21 protein-coding genes and 2 pseudogenes are annotated in these 24,135 nt (G+C 39.2%); 4 read left to right on the top strand and 19 right to left on the bottom strand.

The genetic code is table 11. The features are described from left to right. Window positions 1-4: 4 nt before the first annotated feature. Genes HMPREF1048_RS03805 through HMPREF1048_RS03790 form a run of 4 tightly spaced genes read right to left on the bottom strand, consistent with a single transcriptional unit; the run spans window position 5 to window position 3,493 of the window. Window positions 5-883: a DMT family transporter gene (locus tag HMPREF1048_RS03805; RefSeq protein WP_000791830.1), complete on the bottom strand. Its 879-nt coding sequence runs from the start codon at window positions 881-883 to the stop codon at window positions 5-7. After that, on the bottom strand, window positions 873-1,742 hold the full coding sequence (locus HMPREF1048_RS03800; protein ID WP_000411220.1) for a phosphotransferase family protein: 870 nt from the start codon (window positions 1,740-1,742) through the stop codon (window positions 873-875). The genes HMPREF1048_RS03805 and HMPREF1048_RS03800 overlap by 11 nt, the downstream gene beginning before the upstream one ends. A gap of 16 nt (window positions 1,743-1,758) precedes the next feature. Beyond that, the gene (locus tag HMPREF1048_RS03795; RefSeq protein ID WP_000609881.1) at window positions 1,759-2,781 is read right to left on the bottom strand and encodes a ribitol-5-phosphate dehydrogenase; all 1,023 of its coding nucleotides are present in this window, start codon (window positions 2,779-2,781) and stop codon (window positions 1,759-1,761) included. A 4-nt stretch (window positions 2,782-2,785) separates the two neighbouring features. Next, the gene (locus HMPREF1048_RS03790) at window positions 2,786-3,493 is read right to left on the bottom strand and encodes an IspD/TarI family cytidylyltransferase (RefSeq protein ID WP_000638487.1); all 708 of its coding nucleotides are present in this window, start codon (window positions 3,491-3,493) and stop codon (window positions 2,786-2,788) included. A 440-nt stretch (window positions 3,494-3,933) separates the two neighbouring features. Between HMPREF1048_RS03790 and HMPREF1048_RS12535 the strand changes: the two are divergent. Both HMPREF1048_RS12535 and HMPREF1048_RS13040 read left to right on the top strand, forming a co-directional pair. After that, window positions 3,934-4,173: pseudogene (locus HMPREF1048_RS12535) on the top strand (lipopolysaccharide biosynthesis protein); the annotation flags it as partial. A gap of 56 nt (window positions 4,174-4,229) precedes the next feature. Then, window positions 4,230-5,591: pseudogene (locus HMPREF1048_RS13040) on the top strand (IS3 family transposase). An 88-nt stretch (window positions 5,592-5,679) separates the two neighbouring features. On the opposite strand, the gene gla reads toward HMPREF1048_RS13040, so the two are convergent. From gla to HMPREF1048_RS03750, 5 genes are all read right to left on the bottom strand, one after another. Then, the gene (gene gla / locus HMPREF1048_RS03770; protein WP_000348100.1) at window positions 5,680-6,549 is read right to left on the bottom strand and encodes an aquaglyceroporin Gla; all 870 of its coding nucleotides are present in this window, start codon (window positions 6,547-6,549) and stop codon (window positions 5,680-5,682) included. 262 nt (window positions 6,550-6,811) lie between these two features. Then, window positions 6,812-7,363, bottom strand: a complete 552-nt coding sequence (locus HMPREF1048_RS03765; RefSeq protein ID WP_080568514.1) for an MgtC/SapB family protein — start codon at window positions 7,361-7,363, stop codon at window positions 6,812-6,814. A 282-nt stretch (window positions 7,364-7,645) separates the two neighbouring features. Next, the gene (locus tag HMPREF1048_RS03760) at window positions 7,646-8,875 is read right to left on the bottom strand and encodes a tetratricopeptide repeat protein (RefSeq protein WP_001065970.1); all 1,230 of its coding nucleotides are present in this window, start codon (window positions 8,873-8,875) and stop codon (window positions 7,646-7,648) included. Next, the gene (locus HMPREF1048_RS03755; RefSeq protein ID WP_000435440.1) at window positions 8,865-10,031 is read right to left on the bottom strand and encodes an AI-2E family transporter; all 1,167 of its coding nucleotides are present in this window, start codon (window positions 10,029-10,031) and stop codon (window positions 8,865-8,867) included. The genes HMPREF1048_RS03760 and HMPREF1048_RS03755 overlap by 11 nt, the downstream gene beginning before the upstream one ends. Window positions 10,032-10,148: 117 nt before the next feature. Then, window positions 10,149-12,131: a peptide ABC transporter substrate-binding protein gene (locus HMPREF1048_RS03750; RefSeq protein ID WP_000747536.1), complete on the bottom strand. Its 1,983-nt coding sequence runs from the start codon at window positions 12,129-12,131 to the stop codon at window positions 10,149-10,151. Between the two features lie 196 nt (window positions 12,132-12,327). On the opposite strand from HMPREF1048_RS03750, the gene HMPREF1048_RS03745 reads away from it, so the two are divergent. Then, entirely contained in the window at window positions 12,328-13,341 is a 1,014-nt protein-coding gene (locus tag HMPREF1048_RS03745) for a lactonase family protein (RefSeq protein ID WP_000665632.1), read from the top strand. A gap of 44 nt (window positions 13,342-13,385) precedes the next feature. On the opposite strand, the gene HMPREF1048_RS03740 is transcribed toward HMPREF1048_RS03745, so the two are convergent. From HMPREF1048_RS03740 to guaA, 10 genes are all read right to left on the bottom strand, one after another. Then, window positions 13,386-13,805 carry a F0F1 ATP synthase subunit epsilon gene (locus HMPREF1048_RS03740; protein WP_000068043.1) on the bottom strand — a complete coding sequence of 140 codons (420 nt, stop codon included), beginning with the start codon at window positions 13,803-13,805 and terminating at the stop codon, window positions 13,386-13,388. Window positions 13,806-13,815: 10 nt separating this feature from the next. Further along, entirely contained in the window at window positions 13,816-15,222 is a 1,407-nt protein-coding gene (atpD, locus tag HMPREF1048_RS03735; protein ID WP_000094357.1) for a F0F1 ATP synthase subunit beta, read from the bottom strand. Window positions 15,223-15,421: 199 nt separating this feature from the next. Continuing rightward, window positions 15,422-16,300 (bottom strand): F0F1 ATP synthase subunit gamma, encoded by an 879-nt coding sequence (locus tag HMPREF1048_RS03730; protein ID WP_000301215.1) that lies wholly within the window; start codon window positions 16,298-16,300, stop codon window positions 15,422-15,424. A gap of 15 nt (window positions 16,301-16,315) precedes the next feature. Beyond that, a complete protein-coding gene (gene atpA, locus HMPREF1048_RS03725; RefSeq protein WP_000996631.1) occupies window positions 16,316-17,821 on the bottom strand; it encodes a F0F1 ATP synthase subunit alpha in 1,506 nt (501 codons plus the stop codon). A gap of 14 nt (window positions 17,822-17,835) precedes the next feature. Continuing rightward, window positions 17,836-18,372 carry a F0F1 ATP synthase subunit delta gene (locus HMPREF1048_RS03720; protein ID WP_000359034.1) on the bottom strand — a complete coding sequence of 179 codons (537 nt, stop codon included), beginning with the start codon at window positions 18,370-18,372 and terminating at the stop codon, window positions 17,836-17,838. Further along, on the bottom strand, window positions 18,372-18,866 hold the full coding sequence (gene atpF / locus HMPREF1048_RS03715; protein WP_000558549.1) for a F0F1 ATP synthase subunit B: 495 nt from the start codon (window positions 18,864-18,866) through the stop codon (window positions 18,372-18,374). The genes HMPREF1048_RS03720 and atpF overlap by 1 nt, the downstream gene beginning before the upstream one ends. Window positions 18,867-18,879: 13 nt before the next feature. Next, window positions 18,880-19,593, bottom strand: a complete 714-nt coding sequence (gene atpB, locus HMPREF1048_RS03710) for a F0F1 ATP synthase subunit A (RefSeq protein ID WP_000392863.1) — start codon at window positions 19,591-19,593, stop codon at window positions 18,880-18,882. Window positions 19,594-19,625: 32 nt separating this feature from the next. Then, window positions 19,626-19,826 (bottom strand): F0F1 ATP synthase subunit C, encoded by a 201-nt coding sequence (locus HMPREF1048_RS03705; protein ID WP_001054557.1) that lies wholly within the window; start codon window positions 19,824-19,826, stop codon window positions 19,626-19,628. A gap of 314 nt (window positions 19,827-20,140) precedes the next feature. Further along, window positions 20,141-21,427, bottom strand: coding sequence for a peptidase U32 family protein (locus HMPREF1048_RS03700; RefSeq protein ID WP_000169065.1), 1,287 nt, complete (start codon window positions 21,425-21,427; stop codon window positions 20,141-20,143). A 241-nt stretch (window positions 21,428-21,668) separates the two neighbouring features. After that, complete coding sequence (gene guaA, locus HMPREF1048_RS03695; protein WP_000065714.1) at window positions 21,669-23,231, bottom strand: glutamine-hydrolyzing GMP synthase; 1,563 nt, start codon at window positions 23,229-23,231, stop codon at window positions 21,669-21,671. Between the two features lie 141 nt (window positions 23,232-23,372). On the opposite strand from guaA, the gene HMPREF1048_RS03690 reads away from it, so the two are divergent. Next, window positions 23,373-24,071 carry a GntR family transcriptional regulator gene (locus HMPREF1048_RS03690; RefSeq protein ID WP_004248332.1) on the top strand — a complete coding sequence of 233 codons (699 nt, stop codon included), beginning with the start codon at window positions 23,373-23,375 and terminating at the stop codon, window positions 24,069-24,071. Window positions 24,072-24,135: the final 64 nt, after the last annotated feature.

Here is a 24,135-nt window from a genome sequence, read left to right as displayed (position 1 = left end):
TCCTTTATTCTTTAATAATAATATAAACTCCAGCAATGACGACAAGTGACGTAATAATTGTCAGCATATCTAGCGGTGCACCCAAGAAAACAACTGCAAACAAGACAGTCCAAACTACATAGCTCACGTTCAAGCCTGTAGCCTTGGCTGGTTGCAAGCGATTGATAGCGATATAATAAGCCAAGTAGGAAATCATATCAAAGGCTGCAAAGACAATCATAAGACCTAGCAATTGTCCATTGGCCACTTCTGCAAATGACTGATGAGAGAAGAGCACAATCACAAGATAAGATAAGAATGAAGTCACTTGACGAATCAAGAGGGCTTCGATTTCACTCAGTTCACTTTCCATAGCAAAAGAGCTAAGAACACTCTCACTTCCCCATGCAATAGCACAAACTAAAGCACAGAGAATCCCAATGTAGAAGGAATTAACCTGTTCAACCTTATAGGTCTGAGCAATAATCCCTCCAATAATCAAGACAATCCCAAACACAGTATTTCTCGAAATCTTGTGTTTCAAAAAGAAGAAAGCCAATAAAACTGAAATCGCAGGATAGATAGCGGATACCGATGAAGCTAAGGAACTTCCGATATACTTAACTGCGTAAAGATTGGCCTGCATACCGATAGGGCCTGCTAATAAGGCTCCAATGATAACACTAACATTGCGAATATTTAAGAAAATTGAGAGACGAACTTTTCCTTCTTTTACCAAAAGAAAAGCTAGTAAGATAAAGATACTCAAGAAATCGTGAGCAGCAGCCACCACAAAGGGTGACAAATCTGTAAAAATCGAAAAGATATAAGCACTAATCGTTAGACCTAAACCCCAGAAAATACCTGAGAGTAGACCAAAAGAAACTCCATTTTTATTTTTCATCTGAACCTCCATAATATGACAAACCTTTAACAGCTCTTTGGTAACGACTCACACCATAGTCACCAAAATCTGCACCTTGCTCTTCTTTGTAGACTGTCCATAGACTCCAAATAGCATCTTGCAAAATTTTATAGATTGCAATCTTTTCACGAGAGACAGGTGTTTGCTCACTCTCATAGTGAGACAAGAAGTCTTCTTCCTCTTGACGAGTGAATTCAGACTCTAAAAAGAGGGCAGCCAAATCCCACATTGGATCGTTCATTGATGAATATTCCCAGTCAATCAGATAAAGTCGTCCTTGTGGTGACTCGATAAAGTTTTCAGGCACCAAATCGATATGACAAGATTTTCTGTCAACACCTAAGTCAGCCAGTCTTTTCTCTAAGGAGAAGACTTCTTCTCGAACAGCTTCATAGTTGACATAAGGGATTTTCTCTTCAATCAAGGATTCGTATTTTTTGATTTCTTCAAAAGGAGCAAATTCTCCTCTTAACTCCTTACCAGATGCATGAATAGTTTGTAATATTGGAGCAATTTTGTCAAATTTGGTCTTGATTGACGTTGAATCAAGCGTAATCGCAGATTCGATATACTCATTTACTTTGATACCAGCATCAATATCAAAAAGATAATTTTTTACATCTAGGTCTAAATCTTTAAGTAGTTCAAGATTGTACTTTTCATCTTGACGATTGATCAGCTTTTCTGTCCCTTTACCAAAGAACTTAACGATGTATTGCTTATTTGTTGTTTTGACCAAATAGTTTTGATTGGTCATTCCCCCCAGTTGTTCAACACTGAGGACTTCCTCTTCTTGACTAAGTAGGGAAGAAATTTTTTCTTTAATGATTTTCTCCACAATTAACCTCCAGCACTTATACTTCCCACTTAAACACGGTTTTAAAGGCTGTGTTTAAATCGGTTGCAAAGACACGGTGAATATCTTTAATTTCTCTTACAGGTTCTTCTAGATAAAGGATATTTTTAAGACGATTGGCAAATTTCTTGACTTCCATCATTTGGATGGCATTTTCAAAATCAATGCGACCAGAACGAGAGGACCCAACCAAGAGCAAGCCTTTTTCTAGGGCATCACGTGTATTGAGATTGGCTTTATACTCGCTAACACCCATCATGAGAATCGTTCCCTGAGGACGAATGTAGCGAATCAAGTCATTAATGGCTGGTCCAGTACCATCACCACCACAACACTCAAAAGCATGGTCAAAGGCCAAGTCTTCAGGAATATTATCAGTAATATAACATTCTTTAGCAAAAGAGAAGAGTTCCAATTTTTCCCAGTGACGACCAATAACCACAATCTCTGCTTCTGGCAAAGTATAATTGATAATATTGGCAACTACAAAAGCTAAACTTCCATCTCCGATAACGGCGATTCGGTCACGCTTGCTATGAGCAAGGTTCAATAAGCGATTCATGGCATGCATGCCAACACTAACAAACTCAGTAATGGCTGCAACCGTGTCTTCAATAGTATCATAAGCCACCACACGGTCTTTAGGGAGAGAAACAAACTCTCTCATAAAGCCATCAAATCCACTAGACAAGAAATGGGTCCCTGTCATGTAGTTCTCATAGAATTCTTCATCGCTCTGCATAGGAGGCTGATTGGGAATCATGACGACTTTTTGCCCAACCTCATAGGTTCCTGTCGGATCAGAAATAACGGTTCCACATGACTCGTGAATCATTGCCATTGGAAGCTTTTTATTCAAAATCTTGGGATCACGTTTTCCTTGATAGTAACGCTGATCCGCATGACAGACAGCCATGTAGTTGGGACGGATAAGGATATGATTCTCTTGGTCAATAGCCTCTTCCTGATATTTGACGTTGATAAACTTAGGCTTAGTTAGTTGATAAATTTGATTAATCATTTTACTAGTCTTTCTCAATCATACTTTTTGCAATCTTCAAATCTGTTACGGTTGTAATTTTTAGATTTGAATATTCACCTTTGGCCAAGGCCACATCTTTTCCTTTAATCACAAAGATTTTACATGCATCTGTCAAGATTTCTTTCTCTTCAGCAGAAAGAGAGCCATAAAGATCCATGAAGTCCTTGCAACGGAATGTTTGAGGTGTTTGTCCTTGATAGAGGTGAGCACGATTTGGAATATCTGTAATGAATTGACCGTTAGTGCTTTCAACGATAGTATCAACAGCTTCTACCACAGTGTCCACTGCGTCATGATTTTGGGCAAGTTTGATATTGTCTTGAATCATGCGAAGCGTAATAAATGGACGAACAGAATCGTGGGTAACAACGATATCCTCTGGAGTAAGCGGACGATAAGCATCGATAGCTTCAATGATTTTCTCAATACTCGTATTACGGTCAGCACCACCTTTTGTAATGATGATACGATCCTTATGAAGAGGTAGATATTTATCTACAAGATCCTCTGCATGAGAAACCCAGTCTCCATGAACACCAACTACAATTTTTTCAATACTTGGTTCCAAGACAAATTTTTCAATTGTATGAATCAAAATAGGTCGATCACCTAGCTCTAAAAATTGTTTTGGCAAGTTACTGATTCCCATGCGTGTGCCAGTTCCACCAGCAAGAATTCCTGCATAAATCATCTATTTTCTCCTTTGTCTTACTAAAAAAACTTATTCTCTCTATTATACCACAATCTAGTCCTATCATAAAAGAAATACTAGACCTCCCGTTCTAGAATAGGAGGATTAAGCAGTTCCATTATTCAAAGAAACTAGTCCATTTCTAGTAATGACTTGGAATTCTGTAGTCATTACCAATAAATGGCTGTGAAATTTTAGAGTTCTTCAGAATAATATAGTTTTCTTAAAGAAAACTTAAAATTAAGCTTTGAAACTTCAAAGTGATTACTTGACTTATACTCAATGAAAATCAAAAAGCAAACTAGGAAGCTAGCCGTAAGCTGTACTTGAGTACGGTAAGGCGACGCTGACGTGGTTTGAATTTGATTTTCGAAGAGTATTACTGCCCTTCATTTCTTATTAGCTGACTTTATGATAGAACGAAAAACGAGGTAAATTGAATGAAAAGTATAAAATTAAATGCTCTATCTTACATGGGAATTCGTGTCTTGAATATTATTTTTCCCATCCTAACTGGAACCTATGTAGCGCGTATCTTGGACCGAACTGACTATGGTTAATTCAACTCAGTCAACATTATTTTGTCATTTTTCTTGCCCTTTGCGACTTATGGGGTCTATAACTACGGTTTACGGGCCATCAGTAATGTCAAGGATAACAAAAAAGATCTGAATAGAACCTGAACTGCACCCCAAAAGTTAGACAGAAAAAATCTAACTTTTGGGGTGCTTTTATTATGAAATTAACTTATGATGATAAAGTTCAGATCTATGAACTTAGAAAACAAGGATATAGCTTAGAGAAGCTTTCAAATAAATTTGGGATAAACAATTCTAATATTAGGTACATGATTAAATTGATTGATCGTTATGGAATAGAGTTCGTCAAAAAAGGAAAAAATCGTTACTATTCTCCTGAATTAAAACAAAAAATGATTGATAAAGTCCTACATGAAAACTGGTCTCAAGATAGAGTTTCTCTCGAATATGCTCTCCCAAATCGTGGTATGCTTCCAAATTGGATGGCACAATACAAGAAAAACGGGTATACTATTGTTGAGAAAACAAAAGGGAGACCATCTAAAATGGGACGTAAACCAAAGAAGAAACCTGAAGAGATGACAGAATTAGAACGTCTTCAAGCAGAAAACGAGTATCTGAGAGCGGAGAATGCCATTCTAAAAAAGTTAAGAGAACTCCGATTGAAGGAGGAAAAAGAGAAAGAAGAAAGACAGAAATTGTTCAAGAATTAATGACTGAGTTTTCGTTAGATATTCTTCTAAAAGCCATTAAACTAGCTCGTTCGACCTACTACTATCACTTGAAACAACTAGACAAACCAGATAAGGACCAAGAGCTTAAAGCTGAAATTCAATCCATTTTTATCGAACACAAGGGAAATTATGGTTATCGTCGGATTCATTTAGAACTAAGAAATCGTGGTTATCTGGTAAATCAGAAAAGAGTTCAACGCTTGATGAAAGTACTCAATTTACAAGCTAAAATGCGACAGAAACGAAAATATTCTTCTCATAAAGGAGATGTTGGTAAGAAGGCAGAGAATCTCATTCAACGTCAATTTGAAGGCTCTAAAACAATGGAAAAGTGCTATACGGATGTGACAGAATTTGCCATTCCAGCAAGCGCTCAAAAGCTTTACTTATCTCCAGTTTTAGATGGTTTCAACAGCGAAATTATCGCCTATAATCTTTCAACTTCACCCAACTTAGAACAAGTACGAACAATGTTGGAACAGGCATTCACAGAGAAACACTACGAGAATACGATTCTCCATAGTGACCAAGGCTGGCAATATCAACACGATTCTTATCATCAGTTTCTAGAGGGTAAGGGAATTCAAGCATCCATGTCACGTAAGGGTAACAGCCCGGACAACGGCATGATGGAATCCTTCTTTGGCATTCTTAAGTCTGAAATGTTTTATGGTTATGAGAATACGTTTCAGTCACTTGAACACTTGGAACAAGCTATTGTAGACTATATTGATTACTACAATTGATTACTACAACAACAAACGAATTAAGGTAAAACTAAAAGGACTTAGCCCCGTACAATACAGAACTAAATCCTTTGCTTAAATAATTGTCTAACTTTTTGGGGTCAGTACAATATTATGCGTTTTTAATTTTTCTTCAATCTATTACAATAGATAGAGAACTCAATTTCTTATAGGTAAAGGAATTTGAAAATAGCTACTGCCGCAATTGCTGCTGCGATCGGTGCTACTACTGGTACCCAAGAATACCACCATTTTGAATCGTCTTTGTGCTCACCAAGAACTGATTTTGGAAGGAAAGCATGAAGGAGACGTGGTCCCAAGTCACGAGCAGGGTTCAAGGCAGGTCCTGTAGGTCCACCAAGTGATGTTACCAAGGCCATAACAAGGAATCCAAGTGCCAAGTGAGCTACTGAAAGTCCTGAAGCAGTATGTGGTGCTACTTGGGCTTTGATTGCTAAATCAGAAAAATCAACATTTTGACCTGCTTGACTAGCCATTTGTTTCATGTATTGAAGCACTTCAGAACCAAAGAAGTTTTTAGTCATTCCAAGGGCTGCAAAGAAAAGAACAAATGATCCAACAAACTCATTTACAAAACCATTAACAGTTGCTGCAAAATGTGATTCTTTTGTACCATTATCCAAACTTGAAATTGTTGAGAAAGTACCCAAAATGTTGTTTGGATTTTCAGTTTTCAAGTAGTATGGGCGGTGTGTTGCCACAACCAAGGCTTGACCAAAGATAGCACCCAAAACTTGTGCGATGATATAAGGCGCAACTTGAGCCCAAGGGAAAAGACCGCTGATTGCAAGTCCAAGAGTGAAGGCTGGGTTGATGTGGTTACCAGATACGTTACCAAACATCAAGGCTGGGATCATAACCCCCATACCATAACCAACAGCGATAACGATCCAGCCACTTTGGTGACCTTTCGTACCTTTAAGTTCAACGTTGGCAACTGCACCATTTCCAAGAATGATCAAAATAGCAGTTCCCAAAAATTCAGTGGCATATTTAATTGCCCATGTGAAATCCATTTGATAGATTCTCCTTAAAATTTTTTAGACAATCCTTATTCTATCAATTTTTACATCTTTTAGCAACTACTTTCCCGAAAGATTGTGACAGAAAACGGTTCCAAATCTTATAAACTAATCTTTTTTCCAAGATATTCCCAGTTCATTATGTTATCTGAGCTAATCTGATGCTTTTATGTCAATTCCTACTGATACATAGTATAGGGAATAAGAAGTATCTTTCCCCATTCACCAATAAGAGTTTTGCTATGAAAACAAAACTCTATCCTTCTAATGAAACAATCTTAACCTGATTTACATAAAAATTCTCGTCACATTTCCATAAAAGCTCAGCCATATTTTTGTAAGAAATGGATTTATCGTGATCTGCTCTAATCGTAAGATTATAACCACTTTCATTCCTATCCATGTCAATATTTAGATTGTAAAATCCCTTCTGTTCAATGAGAATATTCAAGGTATCTATTGAAGGTTTATTGGTTACAAATCCAGTCATTCTGATATGATAATGAGTATCGCTTTTCAAAAATTTGGAGCTACTTTTCTGAACAGAGACAACAATTAAACTGCAAAATAAGCCTAGAAAAGCAAAAACTGCTCCAATCGCCATCCCAATACCTGCAGTTACCCAAATACCAACTGCTGTGGTGATACCACTGATTTTTTTATCCCTCATGAAAATAATACCACCGCTAATGAAACTAATTCCACTGACAATTTGGGCCGCAACCCTAGAAGTATCATAATTAGGCGTATCCAAGAAAGCTTCTTTTGATAAAATCATCATTAAAGTTGCAGTTAAGGCAACTAAGATATGAGTCTTTCTCCCAGCCTGCTTGTGCTTAGACTTTCTTTAATAGCCAATGATAAAACCAGAAAAACAAGATAATAAAATGAGAATAATATATCGGACTTCAATCGGTAGAGCTATCGTATCAAGCATTATTTTCCTCCTCTATCACTCATAATTTTATATTATAGTCCTAGTTGAAACTTTTTTCAAGAGAATATATTAGTTGAAAATTGTCCTTTTTAAAACAAAAAACCGCAGTTATCTTCTAGTAATAACTTGCAGTTTTCTGTAACTAATGGATTCTTACAATGTCTCAAACAATTCTTGCATTTGCACATCATCTGGAACCAGTTTTAAGTAAGCTTGTGCATTGACTTTTGCTTCCTCAAAGTAGCCCAATTCACGCAAGAGATAGATATAGTGTTCCAGAAACTCTGGATTGTCCTTTAAATCTACTGCCAACTCTTGGTAAAGCTCATAGGCAGTATCCAAATCGTCCATTTCTTGATAGGAACGAGCAATCATCCACTTGGTCAAGAGATTTTCTGGCTCCTCACTTTGCAAGTCTAGAATGTCTTCATAACGTTCCTGCTCCAGATAAATAGTTGCTAGACGGAGTAAGATTTCTTCCGTATCCTCAGCATCTTCTTTAGCAGTAAGGAGGTAGTTCTCTGCTCCACTAGCATCATGCAATTCATAGGAAAATTGTGAAGCTACTAACAAGAGTCTTGTTTCAAAGGGATTTTTCTCCAACCCTTGCTTAGCGATACGCAGGGCTTCTTGAACTTGATGTTCCTTATGTAAGGCCTGACTGTAACCATACTCATATCCTTCAAAATCAGGTGAAATAGTATCAAGTTGCTTAAAGTAGAGGACAGCTTTTTGGTATTCTTCTTGATCAAAGTAAAGACTGGCCAACTCAAAAGCTGTTAGGTCATCGTATTCTAACTCCAGAGCTTTTTCTAAAAACCCTGTAGCTGTTTCAAATTTCCCTAACTGGGCATAGGCAAAGCCAATCCGTTGATAGGTGGAAATGCCCGTTTGCTCATAAATCGAGCGATTATCTAACTGGGCATAGCCTTGAATGGCCTCTTGGTAATTTTCCAACTCACTATCTAATTCTGCCAAGCCCAATATCAAGAGAGGATCCTCTGAGTAAGTCAATGCCTCCAATAATTTCTCACGCGCCACATCTGTCAAACCTTCCATCTGGTAAAGGTCCGCTTTAAGTGCCAAAGCCGACACATACCAGTCACTGTCATCTTGGATTTCCTCAAGGTACGCAAATGCTTCCTCGATTTGACCATCCTCGCTAGCAATAGATGCTAGATTAAGATGAACCTCTGGAAAGTCCTCTACAATTTTCAGGTAAATTTCCTTGGCCTGAGGATAAAAACCAATCCCTTCAAGATAAGTAGCTAACTCATACAGAAGGTCATTTGGATCATTTTCTAAAGCTTTAACGAAATAGTGCTCTGCCTTAACTAAATCTTGCTCTTCCAAAGCCTGTAACATCTGTTGACTATTGTTCACTCTTAGCTTCCTCTCCCTCTAGTTCATATAGGCCACTAACTACCTTATACCATTCAAAAATCGCTGAAATGACAACTTTAGCAGAGGCATAAACCGGAATACCGAGCAAGACTCCCCAGATGCCAAACATGGATCCTGAAGTTAACAAGACAAAGAGAACATTAATGGGATGGATGTTTAATTGACTTCCCAAAATCAATGGAGAGACAAAACGGCCTTCAATAGTTTGTTCTACGATAAAGACAATCACTACTTTCAAAAGCATGACTGGACCAGCAATCAAACCCAATACTAGAGCAGGGAGCATGGCTAAGAAGCTACCAAGATAAGGAACCAGATTTAAGATACCAGCAGTAACACCCAGCGTAACCGCATAGCGTAGACCAATGATCTTGAAGAAGATGATAAACATTACCGCTACAATAATAGCCACTGTTACTTGCCCTCGAACATAGTTAGACAACTGTTGATTCACATCTGATAAAACTTGTCCAACAGGTTCTTTCAATTTCGTTGGCATGAATTGGGTCAAATAGTGACGCAGGCCTTTCCCATCACGTAAGAGATAAAAGAGCATGAAAGGAACGATAATCAAGGCAACAATCACTTGAGATGCCCCACTAATAAAGGCACTCACCCAGTTTACTGCCTGAGAAGAAACCTTGCTCGCCCAAACTGTAGCCTGACTAGAGAAGTTTGTCAAAACTTGTTCTAACTGAGGCCTGAAATCATCTGGTAAACGCTTGGTTACCAAATCATCAATAACCCGATCAGCATCTTCAAGATAGATTGGTACATTTCTTGCAAATGTTAAAACTTGACGTTGCAGATTTGGAATAGCTACTGCCAAGCCCCAAATGATAAAGAGAGCGATGATGACAAAGACAATACTAATCGCTATAACACGATTGATTTTGTGTTTCTCTATCCAATCAACTATAGGATTTAATAAATAGTATAGTAAACCAGATAGAATGACTGGCAACATCACGACCGCCAAAAAGTCTAAAACAGGTGAAAATAGAAAACTAATCTTACTTAAAATAAAAAGATTCAGTCCCAATAATAAGGTTACCAAAAATACCGTAATGGCCTTGTTATCCAAAAACCACTTGAAAAACCAAGACAGGCTAAAATGTTTCTCTTTTTGCTCCATAAATACTTCCTTTCTATTGTTCTCCCATTATACCATTTTTAAATCAAAATAACTCTTTTTTAAAGTGCTTACATGGAGACCGCGACATAAAAAATCTCCTCAAAAGAGGAGATTTGATTAGTCTTGAATATGACGGTCTAAGTTCTTCTGATAATCAGCATTGGATTTGGCTTTTTCATCAGCAAATTTCTTGCGGAACTCATCCATTTCTTTAGTAGTGACAATCTTATCTTGGATTTTCAGATACTTGTAGCTATTTTCACTAGTCTTGTCACCTACCCAGCCACCGGCACCACTGCCAGGAACCATTTTCGTCACTAGCATTTGAGCACCATCAGAGTATACTGGAATAACAAGTGCACTATCTGACAACCAAGCTTGAGCCTTAGAATATTTGGAATAACGTTTTTGAAGGTCTGTTTTCTCACTATTTGCATCATCAATCAGTTCTTTGTATTTATCCAATCCAACTGTTTTAATAACTGGATTGTCTGTTCCTGGTGCCACACCAAGAGCACTTAGGAGACTTGGACCTGAAGTTGGATCAAATACATCTAGATAAGTCGATGGATCTGCAAAGTCTGGAGTCCAACCACTGACTGCATTAATATCCCAGTCAGTATTTGCATTGGAAGTAGCTAGAGTAGTCATACTTCCCAATTCGTCATCAGAAACTTGTTGAATATCAACAACTAAATTGTCAGAGCCTAAGGCTTCCTCAATGGATTGTTTATAAGACTGAACCTGACGAATAAAATCTGGATTTGATGAAGAAATTGGCAAATCTAAATGAATTGGGAACTGTACTCCATCAGCTTGAAGAGTTTTCTTAGCAGCTTCAAACTTAGTTTTAGCCTTGTCTACATTATGAAGTGAATCTTGGGCATCATCAAGACTGACATCTTTCCAGACATTATCCAATTTATCCAATTCTGTCTTAGTAACTTGACCAAATGTTTGATCTCCTACTTGTACAAATGTTGGAGGAGTGAAACTTGTCCGTAACTTACGAGGTCCTACTTCATCACCAAATACTTGAGAGATCCCTGCTTTACGATCTACCGCAAAAGCCAAGGCTTGACGGAAATCTTTGTTTAACAAGGCTTTCTTAGTAGAAGTTTTTTCTGTATCACTTGTTTTAGCAGTGTGATTGTAATTTACACGGTCGATATTGGTTGAGATATAAAAAACTCCTCCACGCTGTTGACCATACACAATATTATCCTTGTATTTTTCTTTTAGACGTTCATAGTTAGCAGAGTTTTTAAAGAGTGGTGCAGCTGGATAGTGTCCCTCATCAAAACCGCGTCCTAGAGAGTCTGCATCTTGACCATCAAAGAAGGATAACTTGATATCATCAATAAAGACATTTTGTTTATCCCAGTAGTTTTGATTTTTGGTCATTTCGATAGAAGACTTAGATGTAAGACCTTTGAGGAGATAAGGCCCATTGTATAGAATGCTCGTTACATCAGTTGGTTTACCAAAGTCATCTCCTTTAGAAGCTAAAAAGTCTTCATTTACTGGTGCAAGAACTCCCATTGTTGTTTTTGAATTCCAGAAAGATTCTGGATGGTTCAAAGTATAAACAACAGTATAATCGTCAGTTGCTTTTACCCCAACACTAGAAAAATCTGTTGTTTTCCCATTTACATAGTCATCCAATCCTTTGATAGAATCCTGTACGAGATAAAGAGCCTGTGATTTCTTATCTGCTGCGTGTTTCAGACCAGTCACAAAGTCTTGAGCCTTGACTTCACCATACTCTTCCCCCTCATTGGTATACCATTTGATACCCTGACGGATTTTATAGGTATAGGTCAAACCATCTTTGGAAACAGTCCAATCTTCTGCAACTGATGGAACAAGATTCCCATATTGGTCATTTTCAAGCAAACCGTCAATAACGTTACCTGTGACCTGTTTAGTGCTGACATTTCCAGAAACTGTATAATCCAGAGTCGAAGGATCTGATGAAAATACATAGGCATAAGTAACTGGTTTATTTGCTTCTTTATTAGCATTACCAGATGAACACGCTGCTAGGACAGCTGCCGAGAGTACAGCAACTCCTGCTGCTAAGAAAACACGTTTTTTCATAAACAAACTCCTTTGCAATTTGTATAAGATTATTATAGCACTTTTAAGAAGAAAAGTAAGGAAAACAATCTCAATATTATTATATTTTTCAAAAAACCAATCAATTATTTTTTTAAAGTGCTTACATCTAATTGGATGTCTTTAATTGGCTTGTTTTTGTGATATAATAGTCTTATCTTTATATAGAGGTAAAGTTATGAAAGAAACTGTTTATTTTGGAACTTATACACGTCGTACTTCTCAAGGGATTTACAAGGCAGACTTTGATACAGAAACTGGTCAGCTTTCAAATCTAGAACTTTTTGCTACTGAGCCAAGCCCAACCTACCTTGCCTTTGACCAGCACCAACATTTATACACTGTTGGTAGTCAAGACGATAAGGGAGGAATTGCAGCCTATCAAACTGACGGGACTTTATTAAATCATGTCGTTGAAGAAGGAGCCCCCCACTGTTATGTTGCCGTTGATGAAAAGCGTGATTTGGTTTATGCGGCCAACTACCACAAGGGACAGGTCCTTGTTTATAAACGTCAGGAAGATGGTCGTCTTCTACTTAGTGATGTTGATCAACACAGTGGCCAAGGTCCACATGAAAATCAAGCTTCTCCACATGTTCACTATACAGATTTAACACCTGACCACTATCTAGTGACCTGCGACTTGGGTACTGACCAAGTAATTACTTATGATCTTGATCGAGAAGGGAAATTATCTAAGCTCTATACCTATCACAGCCAGCCAGGAGCAGGCTCACGCCATATTATTTTCCATAACCATTATAAAATCGCTTATCTCATTTGTGAACTCAATAGCACTATCGAGGTTCTAATCTACGATGGTGTTGGCGAATTTGAACGCATGCAAGTCATTTCAACTCTACCAGACGGTTATGAAGGCTTTAATGGTACTGCTGCTATTCGTCTCTCTAAAGATGGTAAATACCTCTACGCTTCTAACCGTGGTCATGATTCTATCGCAGTATATACAATTCTTGCAGACGGTAGCTTAGAGTTATTAGAAATCGTTCCTACACATGGTCAGACTCCACGTGATTTTGATTTGACACCAGACCAAGAATTTGTCATTGCTGTCCATCAGGACTCTGACAATGTAACCGTCTTTAAACGCAATTCTGAAACTGGACGTCTAGCAGAACTTTCTAATGACTTCCATGTTCCAGAAGCAGTCTGCATCAGTTTTGCCCCTTAAGAAACCATAAAAAATGAACTTGGTAACTCAAGTTCATTTTTTTCTTATAGTCTTTTTCCGACATTAATACGGTTAATGGCACGTTGCAGTGCAATCTTAGCACGACGTTCTTGATCAATCAAGTTTTTGTCTTGTGCTTCTTCAATTTCACGCTCTGCTCGAAGCTTGGCACGTTCTGCACGACTGATATCGATATCACGAGCACGTTCTGCAGAATCCGCAACGATTGTAATGGTATTATTGGCAATTTCAATAACGCCTCCGTTTACTGCAATCCAGTTTACGTGATCTTCATCATCAATACGTTTTACCTTTACTTCATCAACTGCTAAAACCGCAATCATATTTTCATGTCGTGGCAAGATCCCCATCTCACCATCCAGAGTTCGAACCGATACATAGCTGGCATGGTGATCATAGACGAGACCATCTGGTGTCACGATCTGGACAGTTAACTGAGCCATAGATCACCTCTTAAAATCCCATTTTTTCAGCTTTTGCAATCACATCTTCGATAGAACCTACACCACGGAAGGCATCTTCTGGCAAGTGGTCATGTTTACCATCAAGGATTTCCTTAAATCCACGAACAGTTTCAGCAACTGGAACATAAGAACCTGGCTGACCAGTAAATTGTTCCGCAACATTAAAGTTTTGTGACAAGAAGAACTGGATACGACGGGCACGAGCAACCAAGGTCTTTTCTTCATCAGAAAGCTCATCCATACCAAGGATAGCAATGATATCTTGCAACTCATGGTAACGTTGAAGAACACGTTTTACTTCTGCAGCAACTGCATAGTGCTCTTCTCCAACGATTTCAGGTGCCAAGGCACGTGAGCTTGAAGCAAGTGGGTCAACGGCTGGGTAGATACCCAATTGTACCAACTTACGTTCCAAGTTTGTTGTAGAATCCAAGTGAGCGAAGGCTGTTGCTGGCGCTGGGTCAGTATAGTCATCCGCTGGCACATAAATAGCCTGGATAGAGGTTACAGAACCCTTCTTGGTTGATGTAATACGTTCTTGCAATTGACCCATTTCCGTAGCAAGGGTTGGTTGATAACCAACGGCTGATGGCATACGACCCAAAAGGGCAGATACTTCTGAACCAGCCTGAGTGAAACGGAAGATATTATCGATAAAGAGAAGCACGTCTTGGCCTTCTACATCACGGAAGTATTCAGCGATTGTCAAACCAGTAAGGGCAACACGCATACGTGCTCCTGGTGGCTCATTCATCTGACCAAATACCATGGCTGTTTTCTCGATAACACCTGATTCTTTCATTTCCCAGTAAAGGTCATTCCCCTCACGAGTACGTTCCCCAACACCAGTAAATACTGAGATACCTCCATGTTCTTGGGCAATGTTGTGAATCAATTCTTGGATCAAGACGGTTTTACCAACTCCGGCACCACCGAAAAGTCCAACCTTACCACCTTTAAGGTAAGGGGCAAGAAGGTCGATAACCTTAATCCCTGTTTCAAGGATTTCAGAAGAGGTAGACAACTCATCAAAAGTTGGAGCTTTTTTATGAATTGGCTGACGCTCTGCGTCTTCTGTAAAAGGAGCTTCCAAGTCAATGGTATCTCCCAAAACGTTGAAGACACGTCCCAAAGTTTCTTTACCTACTGGTACAGAGATTGGACGACCTGTGTCCAATACTTCCATTCCACGAGTCAACCCATCTGTTGATTCCATGGCGATAGTACGGACCATACCATCTCCCAACTCCAAGGCTACTTCAAGGACGATTTTTGTTTTTCTTTCGTCATTTTTGTAGACGACAAGTGCATTGTTAATCTCAGGAAGTTTTTCCCCTGCTGCAAACAAGACGTCTACAACGGGACCGATAACCTGAGCAATTTTACCTGAACTCATCTCCTTCTCCTATTCTATATAAGATACTGTCGGTTCCTAGCTCAACTAGGTCCTAATACTCTTCGAAAATCTCTTCAAACCACGTCAGCTCTATCTGCAACCTCAAAACAATGTTTTGAGCAGCCTGCGGCTAGCTTCCTAGTTTGCTCTTTGATTTTCATTGAGTATAAGTTCATTTTCATACGAGCTGGACTAGAGCCTATTCTAAGGCACTAGCTCCTGCTACGATTTCTGTAATTTCTTGTGTAATCGCCGCCTGTCTGGCACGGTTATACTGAATTGTCAAATCATTGATGACTTTCTTAGCATTATCTGTCGCTGTTTGCATGGCTGTCATACCGGCAGCATTTTCAGCTGTCTTGGCATCGATAATAGCCCCGTAAATCATACTTTCTGCAAACTGAGGCAACAACTGCTCCAAAATTTCTTCTCGGCCTGTCTCTAATTCAAAAGTCAAGCTGTAGTCTTCATCCGCTTCATTTGGATCCAAGTCAACAATCGGAAGCATTTGTTCCACACGCATTTGACTGGTTAGCGTATTGACATGGTGGTTGTAGCAAACATAAAGCTCATCAAAGAGTTCATTTTGGTACATTTCAACAGTTTTTGAAATAATCTTACGAACTTCATCAAAGCTAGGTTGATCTGCCAAGCCACGTAATTCATAAAGTGGTTGAATACCACGAGCCTTAAAGAAGTCAGCTCCCATTCCACCGATACAGATCATTTCAAAACCTTTACCGTCTGGATGGTATTCTTCCTTCAACTCCATAACGGCTTTCAGAATAGAAGAATTATACCCTCCAACCAAACCGCGATCTGAAGTAATGACGATATAGCCTGTCTTCTTCACGGGACGGCTAATCAACATCGGATTGGTTGAACCACCAGCTCCATTACCATGAAGAATATCTGTCAAAAGTTTACGCACTTTCTGAGCATAAACTTGGAAGTTACGAGCTGCTTCTTCAGAGCGACCTAGCTTAGCAGCCGATACCATTTGCATGGCATTAGTGATTTGACTCGTATTTTTTGTTGAGGCGATTTTTGTTTTAATATCATTTAGAGATACTGCCATCTGACACCTCTATTCTTATTGGAAGCTGGTTTGATTGAGAAACTCTGTAATCGCAGCATCCAAGACTGCTTCTTCTGGCAAGTCTTTTGTTTCACGAATAGTTTCCAAAATCTCTGGATGTTGAGCATCAAAGAAGACATGGAACTCTTCCTCGAAACGAACAATATCATCTACTGGAACAGTATCCAAGAAACCATGTGTCAAAGCATAGAGAATGGTTACTTGTTTCTCAACAGGCAATGGTTTGTGAACAGGTTGTTTCAAGACTTCAACTGTACGACGTCCACGGTTCAACTTAGCCTGTGTTGCTGCATCCAAGTCAGAACCAAACTTAGTGAAGGCTTCCAACTCACGGTATGAAGCAAGGTCGATACGAAGTGTACCAGCAACCTTCTTCATGGCTTTGATTTGTGCAGAACCACCTACACGAGATACAGATGAACCCGCATCGATGGCTGGACGAATACCTGCATTGAAAAGACCATCACCAAGGAAGATTTGTCCATCAGTGATTGAAATCACGTTGGTTGCGATATAGGCTGAAATATCTCCTGCTTGTGTCTCGATAAATGGTAGGGCTGTGATTGATCCACCACCAAGTTCATCAGAAACTTTAGCTGAACGCTCAAGCAAACGGCTGTGAAGGTAGAAAACATCCCCTGGGAAGGCTTCACGACCTGGAGGACGACGAAGCAAGAGTGACAGTTCACGATAAGCTACCGCTTGTTTTGAAAGATCATCATAAACAATCAAAACATGCTTCCCTTGGTACATAAATTCTTCTGCCATGGCCACCCCAGCATAAGGAGCTAGGAAAAGCAATGGAGATGGTTGTGAAGCAGAAGCTGTCACAACGATTGTGTAGTCCAAGGCACCGTACTGACGTAGTGTTTCTACTTGCGTACGAACTGTCGATTCTTTTTGTCCAATAGCGACATAAATACAGATCATATCTTGACCTTTTTGGTTCAAGATTGTATCAATCGCAATGGTTGTTTTCCCTGTCTGACGGTCACCGATAATCAACTCACGTTGACCACGACCAATCGGAACAAGGGCGTCAATAGCTTTCAAACCAGTTTGCAATGGTTCTGATACAGACTTGCGTTGCATAACACCAGGAGCTGGCGCTTCTACTGGACGAGTTTTATCAGTGTGGATTTCTCCAAGACCGTCAACTGGACGACCAAGCGGATCCACAACACGACCAATCAGACTTTCACCTACAGGAACTTCCATGATTTTCCCTGTGCGGCGAATTGTATCGCCTTCACGGATATCTGTAAAGTCACCTAGGATGATAATACCAACGTCTGTTGACTCCAAGTTTTGAGCCATACCATAAGAGCCGTTTTCAAAAATCAACAACTCTCCACTCATAGCATTTTCAAGGCCATGAGCACGCGCGATACCATCCCCGATATAGGTTACAACACCTGTTTCAGTCACATCAAAATTGGGTTTGAAATTTTCAATTTGTTGCTTAATTAAAGCGCTGATTTCTTGTGCGTTAATTGCCAAAAGAACACCACTTTCTATTTCAAATTTTCTTTAACAACTTTAAGTTGTTGTTTAATACTCACATCAATTGTCTTGTGATTGGCAAAAATGACAAAACCACCAATGAGACTTTCATCGATTTGTTCTTTTACACTCCTTACTTTAAGAGACATTTTTTTCTCAATCAAAGGGAGCAAGCGACTCTTCTGTTCATCAGTTAGAGGATGAGCAGATGTAATCGTCACTTCAAATCGATTTGTTTCTTTTTCAAGTCGGTTCAAGCAATCTACAAGCACATCATAAAAAAGATTTGCTCTGTGGTTGTAGGCCAGAACCTGGATCAAGTTTTGCAATAAAGGTGACACAGAGTCTTGGAAGAAAGCAATCGTTTTTTCCTTGTCAGACTCGTCTACTGCCACTTTTTTTAAAAAAGAAGGTAAACCTGTTTCTTCAGCAACTTGCTTGATTTGAGTCAAGTCTGAAAAGATACGGTCTTCTTCTCCTTTTTCAAGTACCAATTGGACAAAAGGCATGCTGTATTTTTCAATTACCTTTACTGTTTTCTTGTCCATTAAGCTTCTCCTAGCTGATCGATATACTGATCAATGAGTTCTTTATGGGCATGACCATCAAGGTTTTGTGAGATGATTTTACCAGCCAAGCTGATTGTCAAATCTGCTACCTCACCCTTAACGCTTTGTAAAGCTTCAGCTTTGTTTTGAGCAATTTCTTGGTTTGCTTTTTCTTTTAAGCGTCCTGCTTCTAGTTTAGCATCTGCTAAAATACTAGCCTTACTTTTCTCAGCTGTTTCTTTCGCATTCTCAATGATTGTCTTAGCTTCTTTACGGCTACCAGCCAATTCATCTTCGCGTTTTTGAGCCAATACTTCTGCTTTTTGACGTGCTTCTTCAGCTCTGTCAATATCTGAAGCAATTTTTTCAGCTCTTTCTTCGAAAATGCCTGTAATATTAGACCATGCAAATTTTTTAATCAAGACTAGCAAAAGGATAAAAGAGCCAGCGATTAAAATAAAATTACCAATTAATTCACCTACTGTTACGTGCATCAGTTACTCCTTTCTACTCTTCATCATTAATTTTATTTCCTAGGTACATAGAGGATAATAGTGTAAAGACATAGGCCTGTACACAAGAAATGAACACGGAAAATGCAGTCCAAACTAAGTTTGTCCCAAATGCGATTGGATACCAAAAAATAGCCTGATGTGAAAGTAAGAGAAGCAAGCTTGTCATTACTTCACCTGCAAAGATATTCCCAAAAATCCGCAAAGCAAGAGAAAGGAAATTCGTGACTTCTTCAAGTAGATTCATCGGTGTCATAAATGCAGGAGTTACAAAACCTTTTAGGTATTGTTTAATCCCACGACGACGAATCCCCTCAATGTGCGCCATCACAATAATACAGAAAGACAAGACAAGGTCAAATGAAAGATTTGCAGTTGGCGATGTCCAAAGGTTTGTTCCATCTGTTGTTTGAAGTTTAGCCATCAAACCAAGATTATTGGCGATGACCATAAAAAGAAATAAGCATAAGTAAAAGAGTGAGTAATCTTTCATGTAGTGGGAACCAAGGTTAGGTTCTGTAAATCCAATTACAAAATCATAGAGATACTCTAGTACATTTTGTTTACCTTTGGGTTTCAAGGTCATATTACGACTTGCCCAATAGATAAATGCAAAAATCAGAAACACAGACAGCAAAGTCAAGGCTGTCAAAGTTAAATCAAAGGTAACAGGACCAATATTGATGGTTGGATTGATACTTTCTTCCATCTAACATTCTCCCTTCTCCAATTTATATTTCGTTATTTAATAATAAATGAGAAGACAAGAGTTACGAAGAAAGTTCCTTCAATAAAGGCAACCCCTAAAAACATCAAGCTACGAAACTCAGCGATAATATCTGGTTGGCGAGCTACTGATTTCAACAAACCATTCATCAATAACCCTTCACCAAGAGATACACCCATACAGGCAAGACATAGACCGAAAAATGTTAAATTCATGACGAATTCTCCTTTTAATTAAAATTTACTTACTTAGTTTAGTCCTAAAAATTGGATTTGTCAACTTTTTACTAACATTGAAAGCGTTTAATGAAAATTATTTACAATTTTACTATTTTTAAGCCTATTATATAGAAAACTTTGTAAAAAACTTGTAATAAATCCGACCATTATCTAGACATTTCTGAAAAATATTGAAAAAATCCGAGATGAAATCTCGGATGGAAATTAATATATTTTCTTTAACCTAATGTTCTTTAGTAAGTAGGATTAAAGGGAAAGTAGCTAGAAAACTTTCGTCTCCTACATGTTTATTAAGCACGAACTGTGACGCTGGTTCCATCTTCCTTATAAAGATTGATAAGACCTTCTTTGAGAGCTCGAACCATATCTCCAGCTTGAACAGGTTGTGGGACTTTGATTGTCAAGAGTTCCATCGGATTTGGAGCGCGGTCGATTTTATTGCCTTTGGCATCATGCAAATCTTCGATATAAGTTTCAAAGTGACGGAAACCTGGGCCATAAAACTCTACTTGGTCTCCTTCGTTAATGACATTCCGTTGACGAATGGTTGCTGTTTGTGTCGCATCATCATAAGAAACCACTTCAGCGACAAACTTGTACTCAGGAATTTTACGACGAGCACCAAATAACTGTTCATTTTCAGATGGTGTACCGTAGTAGAAACCTGTTGCTAATTCACGTTGGGCAACCTTCCACATCTCATCAATCAAGTCTTGCTTGATAGCTTCAAACTTCTCTGGACTTTCTAGATAAGCATCAACAGCTGCCTTGTAGCAGTTGGTTACTGTTGATACGTAGTGAATAGACTTCATACGTCCTTCGATCTTCAGACTGTCCACACCATTTTCAATCATATCTGGGATATGGTCAATCATGGACATGTCAACAGCTGACATTGAAAATTCTTCTGGGATTTCCCCTTTCAAGCTCTTACGTTCTTTCCCAAATGGCATATCGTAGAGGTCATATTTCCAACGGCATGACTGAGAGCATCCACCACGGTTAGCATCACGCATACTCATGTGGTTTGAAAGAGTACAACGACCAGAGTAAGAAATACACATGGCTCCGTGGACAAAGGCTTCAATCTCAACATCTGTACGTTTGCGGATTTCTGCCAATTCTTCCATTGAAACCTCACGCGCCAAAACGACACGAGTCAAGCCCAGTTCTTTCCAGAACTCAAGAGTTTCATAGTTAGTGGCACTGGCTTGGGTAGAGAGGTGGATTTCAAGACCTGGTGCTTCTGTCGCTGCAATCATGATTAAGGCAGGGTCAGACACAATTACAGCCGCGATTCCGATATCACGTAGTTTACGGAACCACTCACCAGCACCAGCTTCATTTCCTTCATGCATAACCATGTTGGCAGCCACATAGACCTTCGCTCCATACTTGGCTGCAAACTGTACGCCTTCTTCCATCTGTTCAAAGGTAAAGTTTCCGGCACGGCTACGGAGACCATAGGCCTGACCACCGATAAAGACAGCATCTGCCCCATACTGAACAGCCACTTTGAGCTTTTCTAAAGTCCCTGCAGGCGATAAAACCTCAGGACGTTTTAATGTTTTTGTCATGATTTCTCCTATTTGCAATATAAAAGTTTGACGTTTTTCCTTCTCATTTTATAGTAAATAAGCGATAAAATCAAGCCTAGACAGATTGTTTTGACAATTCTAATATTTTAAGCTTTGTATAGTAATTGTTAAACTATCGAATATAAACCAATTTTAACAAGTAGCCAAAAAGTCTAGAAAAGTAAAAACCAGTATCCAATGATACTGGCTCATTAAACTACATAAATTGGTTCTTAGATGACTATTCCCATTCAACTGTTGCAGGTGGTTTACTTGTAATATCATAGACGATACGGTTAACATGATCCACTTCGTTTACGATACGTACTGAGATTTTTTGAAGCACTTCCCATGGAATTTTGGCAAAATCAGCAGTCATACCATCGATGGAGGTAATAGCACGGATTGCAATAGTGTAGTCGTACGTACGACCGTCCCCCATAACCCCAACTGAACGAACACCTGTATTAACTGTGAAGTATTGCCAGATATCGCGGTCAAGACCTGCTTTAGCAATTTCTTCACGAAGAATAGCGTCTGACTCACGAACGGTTTCTAGTTTTTCTTCAGTTATTTCACCCATGACACGGATAGCAAGTCCTGGTCCTGGGAATGGTTGGCGCCATACGATGTGGTCTGGCATACCAAGCTCTGTACCTAGGGCACGAACTTCGTCCTTATAAAGAGTGTTGAGTGGTTCGATCAATTCAAACTGCATGTCTTCTGGAAGACCACCCACGTTGTGGTGTGACTTGATAGTTTGAGCTGTATCTGTACCAGACTCGATAACGTCTGTGTATAAGGTACCTTGAGCAAGGAATTTCACATCTTTGAGCTTGCTTGCTTCGTCATCGAAGACATAGACAAACTCGTTACCGATGATTTTACGTTTTTGTTCAGGATCAGAAACGCCAGCAAGTTTATCAAGGAAACGTTTAGCAGCGTCTGCTTTGACGATATTCAAACCAAACTTACCACCAAGCATGTCCATAACTTGGTCCGCTTCTCCTTTACGAAGAAGACCGTGATCCACGAAGATACAGATCAATTGATCGCCAATCGCTTTTTGGAGAAGAACTCCAACAACTGAAGAGTCAACACCACCTGATAGACCAAGAAGGACACGTTTATCACCGACAGTCTCACGGATTTTTTGGATCTGCATGTCGATGAAGTTATCCATTGTCCAGTCGCCTTTAGCCTTACAGATGTTAAGGGCAAAGTTACGAAGGATATCATTCCCGTATACAGAATGACGAACTTCTGGGTGGAATTGGATACCGTAAATGTGTTTATCTGGATTTTCGATGGCTGCGTATGGGCAGTCAGCTGAAGTTCCTGTACGAACAAAGTCAGCAGGAATTTCAGTAACCGCATCACCATGGCTCATCAATACAGTTTGTTCATCAGGTGTTGATTCAAAAAGAGCTGATGGTGTATGTGTTAGTGTTGATTGACCGTATTCACGATTTCCAGCGTCACCTGCAGGGACAACTTTTCCTCCAAGTTTATGGGTCAATAACTGCATACCGTAACAAATTCCCAAAATAGGAATTCCGAGTTCGAAGATTTCTGGGTCAATATCGAATGAACCATCTTCATATACAGAGTTTGGACCACCTGAAAGGATGATTCCTACAGGATTGATTTCACGAACTTCAGCAGCTGAAATTTTATGACTTTTTAGTTCTGAAAAAACGCCAATCTCACGGATACGGCGTGAAATCAGCTGGTTGTATTGGCTACCATAGTCCAATACGATGATTTTTTCTACATCTTGCAAATCAGTTGAAATGTTGCTCATCTTTTTCCTTTCTCAAAAGAAATATCTTTTTTCAATATTCTATCACAAATAAGGGCGAATTACCAACTAAACAAGGCGAAGATTGACTTTTTCTAGTTTATTGAGGTACAATAGAGAAAAGATAGAAATGAAGTGAAAAATATGCTACCCGCTTATATGAAAATCCATGATCAGATTAAAAAGGATATTGACGAGCACCGTTGGGCTATTGGTGAGAGGCTTCCCAGTGAAAGAGATTTAGCAGAGCAGTTTGCGGTCAGTCGCATGACCCTCCGCCAAGCTATATCTCTATTAGTCGAAGAAGGCGTTTTAGAGCGTCGTGTAGGAAGCGGCACCTTTGTTTCCAGTACTCGAGTACAAGAAAAAATGCGAGGGACAACCAGTTTTACTGAAATTGTTAAGGCCCAAGGTAAAGTTCCCTCTAGCCAGCTCATTTCCTACAGAAAAACCATTCCCAATGAGCAGGAAGTTGCCAAGCTAGGAATTTCTCCAACGGACAATATTATCCGAATGGAGCGGGTTCGCTATGCGGATCAAGTTCCTCTGGTTTATGAAGTTGCTTCTATTCCTGAAAAATTTATTAAGGACTTTAAAAAAGAAGAAATCACCAGTCATTTCTTCCAAACCCTGCAAAAACACGGCTACCGCATTGGTAAATCACAGCAGACTATTTATGCTCGCCTCGCTAAAGAAAAGATTGCCCACTATTTGGAAGTTGAAAAAGGACATGCTATTCTTGGTTTGACTCAGGTTTCCTACCTAGAAGATGGGACAGCTTTTGAATACGTAAAAAGTCAATATGTAGGCGAACGCTTTGAATTTTATCTTGAAAACAATTAATACTCCTCGAAAATCTCTTCAAACCGCGTCAACGTCGCCTTGCCGTATGTATGGTTACTGACTT

It is taken from the genome of Streptococcus mitis SK575 (genome assembly GCF_000257865.1).
Taxonomy (GTDB): domain Bacteria; phylum Bacillota; class Bacilli; order Lactobacillales; family Streptococcaceae; genus Streptococcus; species Streptococcus mitis_CQ.
Note: the sequence above shows the minus strand (reverse complement) of the source record. Positions and strands in the feature narration are given on the sequence as shown.